General features: G+C 60.3%; 13 protein-coding genes. 6 read left to right on the top strand and 7 right to left on the bottom strand.

Translation table 11 applies throughout. The features are described 5' to 3' along the window. Positions 1-56 precede the first annotated feature (56 nt). Together B9A97_RS01775 and B9A97_RS01770 are read left to right on the top strand one after the other, a co-directional pair. The gene (locus tag B9A97_RS01775; RefSeq protein WP_084363248.1) at positions 57-350 is read left to right on the top strand and encodes a type II toxin-antitoxin system ParD family antitoxin; all 294 of its coding nucleotides are present in this window, start codon (positions 57-59) and stop codon (positions 348-350) included. Between the two features lie 2 nt (positions 351-352). Further along, positions 353-721, top strand: coding sequence for a type II toxin-antitoxin system RelE/ParE family toxin (locus B9A97_RS01770; RefSeq protein ID WP_084363247.1), 369 nt, complete (start codon positions 353-355; stop codon positions 719-721). Here B9A97_RS01770 and B9A97_RS01765 read toward each other — a convergent pair. Continuing rightward, positions 712-1,698 (bottom strand): sugar-binding transcriptional regulator, encoded by a 987-nt coding sequence (locus tag B9A97_RS01765; protein ID WP_084363246.1) that lies wholly within the window; start codon positions 1,696-1,698, stop codon positions 712-714. The two genes, B9A97_RS01770 and B9A97_RS01765, sit on opposite strands and share 10 nt — an antisense overlap. Before the next feature lie 199 nt (positions 1,699-1,897). Here B9A97_RS01765 and tal point away from each other — a divergent pair, with 199 nt between their 5' ends. Continuing rightward, positions 1,898-2,854 carry a transaldolase gene (gene tal, locus B9A97_RS01760; RefSeq protein WP_084363245.1) on the top strand — a complete coding sequence of 319 codons (957 nt, stop codon included), beginning with the start codon at positions 1,898-1,900 and terminating at the stop codon, positions 2,852-2,854. Positions 2,855-2,943: 89 nt separating this feature from the next. On the opposite strand, the gene B9A97_RS01755 is transcribed toward tal, so the two are convergent. Beyond that, entirely contained in the window at positions 2,944-3,681 is a 738-nt protein-coding gene (locus B9A97_RS01755; protein WP_084363244.1) for an SH3 domain-containing protein, read from the bottom strand. Positions 3,682-3,950: 269 nt separating this feature from the next. Here B9A97_RS01755 and B9A97_RS01750 point away from each other — a divergent pair, with 269 nt between their 5' ends. Next, complete coding sequence (locus B9A97_RS01750; RefSeq protein WP_084363243.1) at positions 3,951-4,847, top strand: DMT family transporter; 897 nt, start codon at positions 3,951-3,953, stop codon at positions 4,845-4,847. 24 nt (positions 4,848-4,871) lie between these two features. Here B9A97_RS01750 and B9A97_RS01745 read toward each other — a convergent pair whose 3' ends face one another. The 4 genes from B9A97_RS01745 to B9A97_RS01730 are packed head-to-tail and all read right to left on the bottom strand — an operon-like array spanning position 4,872 to position 8,317. Next, the gene (locus tag B9A97_RS01745) at positions 4,872-5,726 is read right to left on the bottom strand and encodes a metal ABC transporter permease (protein ID WP_084363242.1); all 855 of its coding nucleotides are present in this window, start codon (positions 5,724-5,726) and stop codon (positions 4,872-4,874) included. After that, positions 5,723-6,580 (bottom strand): metal ABC transporter permease, encoded by an 858-nt coding sequence (locus tag B9A97_RS01740; protein ID WP_084363241.1) that lies wholly within the window; start codon positions 6,578-6,580, stop codon positions 5,723-5,725. Before B9A97_RS01740 ends, B9A97_RS01745 begins: the two co-directional genes overlap by 4 nt. Next, positions 6,564-7,445 carry a manganese/iron ABC transporter ATP-binding protein gene (locus tag B9A97_RS01735; protein WP_084363483.1) on the bottom strand — a complete coding sequence of 294 codons (882 nt, stop codon included), beginning with the start codon at positions 7,443-7,445 and terminating at the stop codon, positions 6,564-6,566. The genes B9A97_RS01740 and B9A97_RS01735 overlap by 17 nt, the downstream gene beginning before the upstream one ends. A gap of 5 nt (positions 7,446-7,450) precedes the next feature. Then, the gene (locus tag B9A97_RS01730; protein ID WP_244564101.1) at positions 7,451-8,317 is read right to left on the bottom strand and encodes a metal ABC transporter substrate-binding protein; all 867 of its coding nucleotides are present in this window, start codon (positions 8,315-8,317) and stop codon (positions 7,451-7,453) included. A 260-nt stretch (positions 8,318-8,577) separates the two neighbouring features. Between B9A97_RS01730 and B9A97_RS29690 the strand changes: the two genes are divergently transcribed. Both B9A97_RS29690 and B9A97_RS01720 read left to right on the top strand, forming a co-directional pair. Further along, entirely contained in the window at positions 8,578-10,050 is a 1,473-nt protein-coding gene (locus tag B9A97_RS29690; RefSeq protein WP_179145191.1) for a putative sodium/potassium/calcium exchanger, read from the top strand. Positions 10,051-10,295: 245 nt separating this feature from the next. Then, on the top strand, positions 10,296-10,736 hold the full coding sequence (locus tag B9A97_RS01720) for a hypothetical protein (RefSeq protein ID WP_084363239.1): 441 nt from the start codon (positions 10,296-10,298) through the stop codon (positions 10,734-10,736). 139 nt (positions 10,737-10,875) lie between these two features. Here the strand turns inward: B9A97_RS01720 and lysS are convergent, their stop codons facing one another. Continuing rightward, positions 10,876-12,372 (bottom strand): lysine--tRNA ligase, encoded by a 1,497-nt coding sequence (gene lysS, locus B9A97_RS01715; protein WP_084363238.1) that lies wholly within the window; start codon positions 12,370-12,372, stop codon positions 10,876-10,878. Positions 12,373-12,578 lie beyond the last annotated feature (206 nt).

Genomic DNA, 12,578 nt, shown 5'->3' with positions numbered 1-12,578 from the left:
GGCATAATCTGCCATGATAGTCTCCAGGCGTCGTGGGAACGAGGCTGGAGGCATTCATGCCAACCCGTAATGTTGTGCTGACCGAACATCTTGATGAGGTCATCGACCGGTTAGTGACCTCCGGCCGCTACCAGAATGCCAGCGAAGTCTTGCGGGATGGACTGAGGCTCGTCGAACAACGCGAAAATCGCGAGGCAGCGAAGCTGGCGGCTTTGCGGGAAGCGGCGCATGTTGGTTTTGCGGATATTGATGAAGGCCGGTTTGTCGATACGTCTGACGAGCGAATTGGAGACCTCGTCGCCAGTCTTGGGCGGAAAGCAGCCGCTGGCATGCCTGAAGATGGCGGCTGAGAATGGCCGTCATTCGATTTTCTGATGCGGCGCTGGTTGATATCGAACATATTCTCCGCTCATCCCACCAGAACTTCGGCGCGGTTGCGCGCTTGCGATACGAGTTGCTGTTGACCGTCGCGCTTCAGGATATCGCTCTTGATCCCTACCGAGTGGGAAGCGTGGAAAGGCCCGAAATCGGGGCAACTGTCAGGAGCTACCATCTCCGCCATAGCCGCGATCGTGCCCGACATTCCACCGGGATCGTGAAGCGCCCCAGGCATTTCATGATCTATCGGGCTTTGGACACGAATGTCGTCGGGATTGGCCGGGTGCTTTATGACGCCATGGAACTGGAGCAGCATGCTCCCTCGGATTACGGTCAAAGCTGACCGTCTGCCAGCCGCAACAACTCCCGCGCCGCCGCTTCGTCCGTGATCAGCGTGTTGCAGCCGATGCGCTTCATCGTGGCGCGGATGGCGAGTGCCCGGTGCTCGCCGCCGGAACAGATGACGATGTGCTTGGCCTTCTTCAGCGTGTCCAGATCGATCGACATGACGCGATCGTTGATCGGATGGGGGACCGGACGGCCCTCGGCGTCGAGAAAGTTGAACATCGTATCGCAGACGCAGCCTGCGGCGATCAGTTCCTCCAGCGTGGCGTGGCTGATGAAGCCCTCCGAAAGCGAGGTCGAATGGGGGCCGATGTCACCGCAGGAAACGATCGCGAGATCGAGATTTTCGGCGAGGTCATAGAGGGTCTTCAGACCGCATTTCTCAATCAAGGCCCGTTTGGTGGCGACGGAATCGACCAGAAGCGGAGCGAGGAACATGTAGCATTCCGCGCCTAACTGGCTCGCAAGGCGCCAAGTATAATCGATTGGATTGGTCTGGTGCACGGCGACGATGCCGCCCAGCAAGGAGACGACCTTGCAGTTTTCCCGCCGCGGTGGCCGAAAGCCCGACAATGAGGCGGTCATGGTTCGGCCCCAGCCGACGCCGATCGTCATGTTGTCGCTGACGACTTCTGTCAGGAACTGGCCGAGTGCCAGGCCGACGGCCTTGGCGATCGCGGTGGCATCATGTTCGCTGGGAGAGGGCACCACGACGGCTTCATCGAGGCCCAAGGTCTTTTCCAGGCGCGTTGCCAGTTCCACGCAATCGCCGATGCCGTCACTGATCCATATCTGCACCTCAGCCCGTTTCAGGGCCTCATCCAGCATGCGGATGACGGTAGAGCGGCTGATGCCGAGCCGATCCGCCACGTCTTTCTGCGTCAGGCCCTGGTTGTAGTAGAGCCAGGCAGCCTTGAGCCGCAGCGAGGCTGCTTCGGAATAGCTGCTATGGGTTTCGCGTCTGAGCTTGGCCAAGGGCGGGATGATCCTGCTGTCTTAGCGGCGCACTATCGGTCGATGTGAAACATATGTCAAACACGATCCACAAATGTCTTGACTTCCGCAGTGGGGAGTGTCGATAGTCAGCGTGACAGTCTCGCGCTGACGTCCCGATGGTTACGGACGCCCGCGAGCCTTTGCCATGGCTCAATTCAGCATCTCAAGGATTATCCGGATGACCTCCAAACTTGAACAGCTTCGCTCCATGACGACCGTCGTCGCCGATACGGGTGATATCGATGCTGTTGCCCGGCTGAAGCCGGTCGATTGCACCACCAACCCCTCCATCGTGCTGAAGGCGCTGGGCACCGAGGCATTTGCCGACGCCTTCAAGGAAGCTGTCGCCTGGGGGAAGGCCAAGGGTGGGGCGGACGAGGCCGTTGTCGGCGCCATTGCCGATCGCCTGGCCATCTCGGTCGGTGCGGCGCTCGCCGCGCTGGTGCCGGGCCGTGTCTCGACCGAGGTCGATGCTGACCTGTCCTTCGATACCAAGGCGTCGGTCGAAAAGGCGCATGGCATCATTGCCGGCTACAAGGAGCGCGGCATCGAGAAGGACCGGATCCTGATCAAGCTCGCCTCCACCTGGGAAGGCATTCGCGCGGCCGAAATCCTGCAGAAGGAAGGCATCGACTGCAACCTGACGCTGCTGTTTTCCAAGGCCCAGGCTATTGCCTGCGCGGAAGCCAAGGTGTTCCTGATCTCGCCCTTCGTTGGCCGCATCCTCGACTGGTACAAGAAGTCGACGGGTGAAAACTACACGTCTGAGACGGATCCGGGCGTGGTGTCGGTTCGGTCGATCTACAATTACTACAAGGCCAATGGGATCGAGACCATCGTCATGGGCGCCTCGTTCCGCAATGCCGGCGAGATTGAAGCACTGGCCGGTTGCGACCGCCTGACGATCAGCCCGCAATTGCTCGATGAGTTGAACAGCGCCGAAGGCAACCTGCCGCGTGTCCTGTCGCCCGACAGCATCAAGCCGGAGCCGCTGGTTTCGCTTGATGAGAAGGCGTTCCGCTGGGCGATGAACGAAGACGCCATGGCAACCGAGAAGCTGGCCGAGGGCATCCGCGGCTTTGCCAAGGATCTCGGCACGCTGCGTGGCCAGATCGCCAAGGCTCTGGCGGCCTGACACCTGTTATCGGTGATTTTGGATTGGGGTGTCTGCGTGCGGGCGCCCCTTTTCGTATCCCGCCTTACGGGAAAGAGCGGAATAACCGCTCAGAAATCGAGCATCACATCGTCGGGGATGTAATAGGTTTCCTCGCCGTTGATCGTCACCTCGGCATTGCCGCCCTGCTTGCGGCTGCGGACCTCTGAACCGTCGGTGCTGGTAAACCGGCCGGCGCGATATTGCAGGCTGCGGGTGTCGCCATAGGGCGTGGTGATATCGATCTGGGCGGATGTCCCATTCCTGGCGATGCCATAATTGCAGGCCGCAACACGGTCATCGCCGCGGAAACGGCAGCTGAGCGGGCCAATATCGTTATAGCGCGTGCCGGGAACAAAGACCTCGCCCTGCTGCATCATGCGGTCGCGCGTCTCGCCACCGGCCTCGTCTGAAATATAGCGTCCGTTCACCCAGCCACTGACGCGTGGACGGCCAACGGTCGCGACACGGCACCAAAAGCCGCCGTTCTGGTCCATGCAGCCGAGATTTTCGAGCGGCATGCCTTCTTCCAGATGGCCGATGACACGAAAGCGGGGACCGGCACCGGAGCGCAAGGGCAGAACATCACCTGGCCGCAGGCCCTGCACATGCCAGACATAATCGTCGTCCGGATAGCTGCGATAGTTCGGATCAGGCGCATTGCGCCCGACATCTGGCGCACGGATCACGAGGTCGTCCCCAGGACCGACATAGATTCCCCGGTCGCTCACCTGAGATAAGGCCGAGACGGAAGACAGCATCAGCAACAGGCCGGCGAGCAGAGATGGCACAGAGCCGCAGTGGCGCATCAAGGTGATCCTCGTTCGAACAGATTGAAGGATAGAGGAGATTTCTAAATCAGGCCATAAGAACACCCGCCCGGCGACAACCGGATCACGCGATGGTCAATGAGTGGTTTCGCAGCAAAGCATCCCTGATGTTGCAAGGCAGGTGTGGTGAAACATGTGCTTGCAGCATTGAACCAACAGGTTCATATACACGTGCAGTCATTGGCCCTGGGCGCGTCGATCCACCCAGTTCGTCCAGATCTTCCATCCGCGTATTTGCTGTCGGACCCATGAAATCCAATCCGCTTGGCTATGTTTTCGCCCTGTTGGCCTTCACCATCTTTTCCGTGCAGGATGCGGTGTCGAAGCATCTCGGCATGTCCTATCCGCCCGTCTTTGTCGGCATGATCCGGTATTGGGCCTTTGCCGCCTTTGCGATCTTCTTCGCCATGCGCTCGCGGGACGGCCTCATCGCCGCGTTTCGCACCGAGCGGCCCTGGCTGCAGATCCTGCGCGGCGTCTTGCTGGCATCGCAGATCCCGATTGCCATAACGTCCTTCACCGTTGTGGGACTGGCGCAGTCACAGGCGGTCTTTGCCTCCGGCCCGCTCTTCGTCGCGCTGCTTTCGGTTCCCATTCTCGGAGAGAAGGTCGGCTGGCGTCGCTGGACCGCGATCGGTGTCGGCCTGTGCGGCGTGCTGTTGATCCTGGGGCCGAATGCCACCGGCGAGATGGATATTGCGGTCGTCCTGCCGTTGATCGTGGCGGTGACAGGCGCCTTCTATGGCATCATCACGCGGCTGGTCAGCCGTGTCGACGGACCTGTGACCAGCTTCTTCTACATCGGCATTGTCGGCGCGGTGGAACTGACGCTGATCGGCCCGTTCTTCTGGGTCGAGGTACTGCCGAGCGATTGGAAATGGCTTTTGCTATTGTGCTGCACCGGCATTGTGGGGCATTTCATGCTGATCAAGGCCTATGACAACCTGGCAGCAGTGGCCTTGCAGCCGATCACCTATATCCAGCTGGTGCTGGTTTCCATCATCGCTGTGGTCGTCTTTAACGAGACGCTGCATTTCAATATGGTGCTGGGATCTCTGATCGTGGTCGGCGCCGGCCTGTTCACGGTCTGGCGCGAGCATGTGCTTTTGCGGCAGGCGCGAGAGAAGGCTGCTGCGGACCAGTGACTGCGCGGAATGCCTGGGGCTCGATCAGACAGGCGGGGCGCCGCTGGCTGCCGTCCGGCGCGACTGGATCGTGACCCGCACGAAGGCAGCGATGAACATGGCGGTCATGAACAGCACGATGGTTGGTGCAGGGGCGCTATCGATGAAGAAGCTGGTATAGATGCCCGCCAGCGTCGCGGTGACCGCGATGACGACCGCCGTTGTCATCATGGCCTGGTAGCGGCGCGTCAGCAGGAAAGCGATTGCGCCCGGGGCCACCAGCATCGCCACCGACAGGATGATCCCGACCGCCTTCAAGGCGCCGACGACAGTCAGGGACAGCACGGCCAGCAGCCCGTAATGCAACAACCTGACCGGCAGGCCGATGGCGCGCGCATGCTGCGGATCGAAGGCATGCGCCAGCAGATCTTTGCGCAGGATTGCAAGGAAGGCCGTGGCGCAGAGCGCAATCAAGCCGGTCTCCACGAGATCGGAGACTGCAATGCCCAGCATGTCGCCAAACAGGATATGGTCGAGATGCACGTCGCTTTCCACCTTCACATAGAGCACCAGCCCCAGGCCGAACATGCCGGAAAAAACGATGCCCAGCACCGTGTCTTCCTTCACCCGGCTATTTTCCTGCAGGAAGCCCGTCAGCAGGGCGCAGATCATGCCGGCGACGAAGGCGCCGATGGCCAAGGGAATGCCGATGACATAGGCGATGACCACACCAGGCAGCACCGCATGAGAGACCGCATCACCCATCAGCGACCAGCCTTTCAGGACCAGCAGGCAGGACAGCATGGCCATGGGTATGGCGATCATGGTCGTGACGATGAAGGCCGACTGCATGAAGGGCAGTTGGAATGGCAGCACTGCAAGTTCCATCCATTCGCTCATGGCTGGGCCTCCAGCGCACGCTTTGCCTTCCGTCGTGCCGCCAGCATCCCATGCTTGGGGGCGAGGAAGAAGGCGGTGAGGAAGATCAGGGTCTGCAGGACCACGATGATGCCGCCGGTTGCACCGTCCAGAAAATAGCTAAGATAGGCGCCGATGGAACTGGTGGCAGCGCCGATGACGAAGGCGAGCCCGATTACACGCTGGAAACGATCGGTCAGCAGATAGGCGGTGGCGCCCGGCGTCACGACCATGGCGACCACCAGGAAGGCGCCGACCGTTTGAAGCGCCGCGACCGTCGAGGCGGCAAGCAGGGTGAAGAAGATCACCTTCAGCAGGTCCGGCTTCAAGCCGATGGAGCGCGCATGGTTTTCATCAAAGAAGGTGACCATAAGGTCCTTCCATTTGAGCGCCAGGACCAGAAGGCTGACGCCACCGATGAGCACCAGTTGCAGCGTGTCCTCCGGCGTGATCGCCAGGATATTGCCCTGGATGATGGTCTGGATGTTCACCGAAACTGGCGACAGCGACACCATGAAGAGGCCGAGGCCGAAGAAGGAGGTGAAGATGAGGCCGATGATGGCGTCTTCCTTCAGCCGAGTGCGCTGGTTGAGGAAGAGCATGGCGCCCGCCGCAAGCCCGCCGGAAATGAAGGCGCCGAAGGCAAAGGGCAGGCCCAGCATATAGGCGCCGGCAACGCCCGGCACGATGGCGTGGGAGAGCGCATCGCCGATCAGCGACCAGCCTTTCAGCATCAGGTAGGCAGACAGGAACCCGCACACGCCACCGACGAGGCCGCTGACCCAGATGGCGTTCAGCATATAGTCATAGGTGAAGGGCTCAAGCAGAAGCGCCATCGTCTGCCTTCTCCGTCTTCGGTTCCCGGTAGATGACGAAGGGTCGCTCGTCGTCCGAAATCACCTTGACCTGCCGGCTGTCGGCATCGTCATGCAGGTCCGTGCCGGAAAGCACGAAATGCCGGAGCGCCCCGCCAAAGGCACTGTGCAGGTTCTCCTCGGTGAAGGTTTCCGCCGTCGGACCCGACGCGAGAACGGTGCCTTTCACGAAAACTGTCCGATCACAGAAATCCGGGACGCTGCCGAGATTGTGGGTAGAAACCAGCATGACCCGGCCCTCGGCCCGAAGATCCTTCATGAGGCCGATGATCTGTTCTTCGGTTGTGACATCGACGCCGGTGAAGGGTTCATCGAGAAGGATGACCTGTCCTTCCTGCGCCAGGGCGCGGGCGAGAAAGACGCGCTTGCGCTGGCCGCCGGAGAGTTCGCCGATCTGCCGCTTGCGGAAGCTTTCCATGCCGACCCGGGCCAGAGCTTCGTCCACCATCGCCTTGTCGCGGCGATTGGGGATGCGCAGGAAGTTCATGTGGCCATAGCGGCCCATCATGACCACATCCTCGACTAGGACAGGAAAGTTCCAGTCAACTTCTTCCGATTGCGGCACATAGGCGACCAGGTTCTTCGACAGCGCGGCGCGCACATCCATGCCGAGGATGGAGATGGACCCCTGCGCGACGGGCACAAATCCCATGATGGCCTTGAATATCGTCGATTTGCCGGCGCCGTTGACGCCGACCAGCGCGGTGATCGTGCCTCGGGGGATGGAAAAACTTGCGTCCCGCAGCGCCGTGGTGCCGTTTCTGTAGGTCACCGTGACGTGGCTGGCGCTGAGGCCTTCCTCCATGGCACGTATCTTGCCGCGCATATTCATCAGCCTTCCAGCCCCTTCACAATGGTCGACACCGTGACTTTCAGGAGATCGAGATAGGTCGGAACCGGCCCGTCGCTCTCGCTTAGCGAGTCGACATAGAGCACGCCGCCGTAGCGGGCTCCGGTTTCGGCGGCCACCTGCCGCGCCGGCTTGTCGGAAACCGTGCTCTCGCTGAAAACGACGGCGATCTTGTTTGCCCTGATGGCGTCGATCATGGCCCGAACCTGCTGCGGCGAGCCCTGGCTGTCAGCATTGATCGGCCACAGGAACAGCTCCTTCAGACCGAGGTCGCGCGCCAGATAGGAGAAGGCCCCCTCGCTGGTTGCCAGCCACCGTTCCGACTCCGGCAGCGCGGCGATCTGCGCCTTCATCGGTTCGATCTCCGCGCGGATCTTGTCCGAATAGGCCTTTGCATTCGCGGCATAGGTCTCGGCATTGGCCGCATCGACCTTGGTGAGCGCCTTTCTGATATTCTCGACATAGATCAGCGCGTTTTCCGGCGACATCCAGGCATGGGGGTTGGGCTTGCCGTCATAGGCGCCGCCGGTAATACTGATCGGCGTCACACCGTCGCTGACCACGGCACTCGGCACATCATTGAGGTTCGTCAGGAACTTCTCAAACCAGCGCTCCAGATTGAGGCCGTTCCACAAGACCAGATCGGCATCGCGCGCCTTCAGGATGTCCCGGGGCGTAGGCTGGTAGTTGTGAATCTCTGCGCCTGCCTTGGTGATGCTATCCACATCAGCGGCGTCGCCCGCGACATTGCGGGCAATATCGGCGATCACGGTGAAGGTGGTGATCACCTTCGGCTTGTCGGCCGCAGCTGCCGAAAGTGGCATCAGCGTGGCCGCGATCAGAAGCATGGTGGCGAGACGTTTCAACATCATTGGCTCCCAACGGCTTTTGCAAATCATTCGCATTAAAAAACCTAGGCTGTTTTAGGCTGATGTCAATGCTTTTGCGAAGCATTCGCAAAAAGATTACCCCGTGGCGGCCTGAATGCTCCGCAAAAGTCGTTCACATTGTTGAGACCGGATTAAACCTTCATCAACGAGACTATGTCACAGCTTTAGAGAGTATTTCTCGAATGTCTGGAGTGGTGTGTGATGTCGGAGTCGGTAGCGTGAAAGGCCTTCCCAAGATCCGGCTATCCAAGAAGCTTGCCTTCGTTCTTGGCGGGGCGGTGGTGCTGAGCGGCACGACTGGAGCTGCGGCTGTCTATATTGGCGCCGATACGCTGCTCGGACCCTCCTACGAACAATTGAATGGCCTCGAATGCACCGAGGTCAACACCGTCACGATCAAGAAGAAGGATCGTTTCTGGGTCAGGAAATATATCACCACGGAGCCGACCGACGGGCTGACGCGCGTGAAGACCGCACTGCGTGTCGCCAAGGCGGTTCACGAGGCGGAGCATGCCGACCTCGTGCAGGTCGTCGTCCTCGACAAGAACGCGCCAACCGGACGCACGGAATTGCGCGGTCGGGCCATCGGTGCGGATGTCGTTTTTGTCGCCAATCCGGCCCGCGTGCCGGAGGAGGCGCAGAATGGTCCCTATGCCGCGCGTTACGTCGACAAGTTGGCCAATGCGAGCGGTCAGTTCTACGGCGAAAAGATCAATCTGCCGCTTGAGGATATCGAGCAACTCGTTGCTCGGCTCGACGACAAGACCGACTGCATAAAGCCGGTTGTCGAGGCTCCCGAAGGGCATGGAGCCGACAAGGGGCACGGCGCCGAAAAGGCGAAGGGCGCTGAAAAGGGACATGGCGAGGCCAAGGGCCATGATGCCGCCCCCGCCGATGGTCATGGCGCAGCACCAGCCGATGGCCATGGCGAGGCTCCCAAAGAAGGTCATGGCGAAGAGACGCCCGTTGCCGAGCATGGCGAAGGCGGCGAGAGCAAAGGCTGGATGGCATCCATCATGGGCATGGTCGGGCTTGGGTCCGACGAGGCTCCTGCCGCCGCCGAACACGATGCCGCGACTGCCGCTGCCGACGGTCACGGCGAGGCGACAAAGCCGGCCGCGCATGACGCCGCATCGGCCGCAGGGCATGGCGAGGAGAAGGCTGCGGCCTCCGCCGATCACGCTTCGACTGCTGAAGCGCAGCCGGCCGCGGCAGAAGCGGAAAGCAAGGGCTGGTTCGCCTCGGTTAAGAGCATGGTCGGCCTTGGTAGTGACGAGGCGCCTGCTGCCGATGCGCACGCGACGCCCGAGCCTGCCGCGCATGACGATGCTCAGGCCCCGGCCAAGGGCGCCGATCACGCGGACAATCCTGTTGTTTCCGAGGCGGATGCCCATGGCTCTGCGGCGACGAAGGAAGAGACCCAGGCCGACGCGAAGGAACAGCCGGAAGAACAGGCCGCTGCAAAGCCCGAGGAAAAGGCTGCCGACGGCAAGACGGAGGCAAGTGCCGCTGGCGCCGACTGGCTGGCAAAGCTTCGTGCCAAGCCGCTGAACGCAGATGGTGCGAAACAGGGTGGTTCAGCCGTCCAGGCTTCGGACGTGCCCGCCGAGGATTCCGACGTTCTGCCGCCCAAGGCGAGCGATAAGGCCAAGCCCAAGACCGGCGACGAACACGCGAGCGCCAAGCACTAGGCTGGGGGCCTGACCGCGTTGGCTCAAACTGCGTGTTTGAATTTATGAACGTACGCCCCCAGTGAGGTCCGCCTTGCGGGGTTGATGCAAAAGTCGGAAGTCTTAGTGCAACACTAAGAGTAGTTCTATGACCAGGCATCTGATTGAAGTGTTCACGCCCTGGGCACTGCGGTCGCCGTGTCCGCGTAGATGCCGGCATAGACACGGAGGTCTATTGCGATTGTCCGTGAACATGGAGGCAGACTATGACGTCGTTAGAGGCATTGTCCGCATTGCGGACCATTCCTAGAGTTGAGAAAATTCTAAACCGTGCCTCTGCTTCTTCACTGCATGATTCAGTCTACGAAATATACCGCGACATATACACTTTGAATGGCCACGCGCGAGATGCGGGCATTCATGAACCTACTCCGTACCACCTACAGGAGAGTTTGTTGATAAGCTGGATTAAGATTGCAAATCCGGCGGCCACGGATACTGAGATCACCGAAGCGTACGAGCTCTTTGAAAAAATGCGAAAGCAGTATGATATCTGCGCCAAAGATGTAACCCGCGAAGTAGGCACAAAAGTTCCAGTGACTACCCGAGCGTCGATGGTTGTCGAGATTTTACATCGTAGCTTCCCCATGTTTGGATTGAAAACGATCGAAAAATTTAGTTGGGATGAGTTTATAAGCAATCGGTGATGCGCCTGCTGCTGTTTTGTATCAACGGATGCAGCCGCGGCGCTCACCGGGTGCTTACTCATCATCGGACATCATGACATAAAAAACCCGGCGCTCTCAAGAGGCCGGGTTTTGTCTGTGGTTCTTAAGCTTTGCCCGCTCAGTCGTTCTTGTTGCGGCGCGCCGGGAACAGGATGATGTCGCGGATTGAGGGCGAGTTGGTGAGTAGCATGATCAGGCGATCGACGCCGATGCCGAGGCCGCCGGCCGGGGGCATGCCCTGGTCGATAGCGTCAAGGAATTCCTCGTCCAACTGCTTGTCCTTCTCGCCGCGGGCATGGGCCTGCTCCAGCTGCTCGACCATGCGCTTGCGCTGCTCTTCCGGGTCGTTCAGCTCGGAGAAGGCGTTGCCGATTTCCCAGGCGTTGCAATAGGTCTCGAAACGTTCGACGAGGCGCGGCTCGCCCGGCACTTCCTTGGCGAAGGGGGAGATGTCCTTGGGGAAGTGGGTGACGTGGGCCGGCTGGATCAGCGTGCCCTCGACCTTTTCCTCGAAGATGAAGGCCAGGCACTCGCCCCAGGTCCAGTCCTTTTCTACGGCAAAGCCGGCAGCCTTGGCGGCGGCGCGGGCTTCCTCGTCGGTCTTGATTGCCAGGAAGTCGATGCCCGTCGCTTCCTTGACGGCGTCCGGCATGGGCACGCGGCGGAACGGACCCTTGAACGAGATCTGCTGCTCGCCAAAGGCGAATTCCGTCGAACCATGGATCGAAACCGCGAGCGAGGCGAACAGCCGTTCCACGAGGTCCATCATGTCCTCATAGTCGGCATAGGCCCAGTAGCACTCCATCATGGTGAATTCGGGATTGTGCCGGGTGGACACGCCTTCGTTGCGGAAGTTGCGGTTGACCTCGAACACCTTGTCGGTAAGCCCGGAGACGAGGGTGCGCTTCAGGAACAGTTCCGGCGCGATGCGCAGGTACATGTCGAGCTTCAGCGTGTTGTGATGGGTCTTGAAGGGCTCTGCCGTCGCGCCGCCATAGATGGACTGCAGCATCGGCGTTTCGACTTCCATGAAGCCGTCGTCTTCCATGAAGCGGCGGATGCCTGAAATGATCTTCGACCGCTGCTTGAAGCGGAGCTTGGAGTCCTCGTTGGTCATGATGTCGAGATGGCGCTTGCGGTAGCGGGTCTCGACATCGGTCACGCCATGCCACTTTTCCGGCATGGGCAAGAGCGCCTTGGTGAGCATGGTGATTTCGTGGGCGTTGATCGTCAGTTCGCCACGCTTGGTGCGGCGAACCATGCCGGTGACGCCGATGATATCGCCGAGGTCGATCAGCGGCAGAAGCGCGCGGGCTCCTTCCGGCGTCGTGTCCTTGTGGCTGAAGATCTGGATCTTGCCGGAGGCGTCATGAATATCCATGAACATGCCGGAATTGCGCGAAGAATAGACGCGGCCCGCCACGGTGACGATATCGCCAGACTCGGTGTCGAGTTCCAGGCCGGCATATTTTTCGGCCAGCTCTGCATTGGTCATCGTGCGGTGAAAATGCGCCGGATAGACGTCGCCGACCTGCTCACGCAGCAGTTTCAGCTTCTGGGCGCGAACCTCGGTCACATCGGAGGAGAGGGCGGTTTCGGTCTTCTGTTCGGTCATTTGTTTGGCCTTTTGGGGCTGCGTTCGTTGCTGGTACCCCCCTCTGTCCTCTTTCGATTACATCGAAACGCGGACATCTCCCCCTCAAGGGGGGAGATCGGATGGAGCCGCTTCATCGCCTCTCCCTATCATCGCATGCCAGGTGCGTGATGTTTGTTTGGGCGGAAGCGCTGCCTCGGGTTTATCTCCCCCTTGAGGGGGAGATG

It is taken from the genome of Rhizobium sp. RU36D (assembly GCF_900176345.1).
In the GTDB taxonomy this organism is placed as follows: Bacteria; Pseudomonadota; Alphaproteobacteria; order Rhizobiales; family Rhizobiaceae; genus Allorhizobium.
This window is presented reverse-complemented; position numbering and strand designations above follow the sequence as displayed.

Excerpts from the sequence above, each read along its gene's own strand:
- B9A97_RS01775 (WP_084363248.1), top strand. The coding sequence starts at position 57 with ATGCCAACCCGTAATGTTGTGCTGACCGAACATCTTGATGAGGTCATC.
- B9A97_RS01740 (WP_084363241.1), bottom strand. The coding sequence starts at position 6,580 with ATGGCGCTTCTGCTTGAGCCCTTCACCTATGACTATATGCTGAACGCC.
- B9A97_RS01750 (WP_084363243.1), top strand. The coding sequence starts at position 3,951 with ATGAAATCCAATCCGCTTGGCTATGTTTTCGCCCTGTTGGCCTTCACC.
- B9A97_RS01755 (WP_084363244.1), bottom strand. The coding sequence starts at position 3,681 with ATGCGCCACTGCGGCTCTGTGCCATCTCTGCTCGCCGGCCTGTTGCTG.
- B9A97_RS01770 (WP_084363247.1), top strand. The coding sequence starts at position 353 with ATGGCCGTCATTCGATTTTCTGATGCGGCGCTGGTTGATATCGAACAT.
- B9A97_RS01730 (WP_244564101.1), bottom strand. The coding sequence starts at position 8,317 with ATGCTTCTGATCGCGGCCACGCTGATGCCACTTTCGGCAGCTGCGGCC.
- tal (WP_084363245.1), top strand. The coding sequence starts at position 1,898 with ATGACCTCCAAACTTGAACAGCTTCGCTCCATGACGACCGTCGTCGCC.
- B9A97_RS01745 (WP_084363242.1), bottom strand. The coding sequence starts at position 5,726 with ATGAGCGAATGGATGGAACTTGCAGTGCTGCCATTCCAACTGCCCTTC.
- B9A97_RS01720 (WP_084363239.1), top strand. The coding sequence starts at position 10,296 with ATGACGTCGTTAGAGGCATTGTCCGCATTGCGGACCATTCCTAGAGTT.
- B9A97_RS01735 (WP_084363483.1), bottom strand. The coding sequence starts at position 7,445 with ATGCGCGGCAAGATACGTGCCATGGAGGAAGGCCTCAGCGCCAGCCAC.
- lysS (WP_084363238.1), bottom strand. The coding sequence starts at position 12,372 with ATGACCGAACAGAAGACCGAAACCGCCCTCTCCTCCGATGTGACCGAG.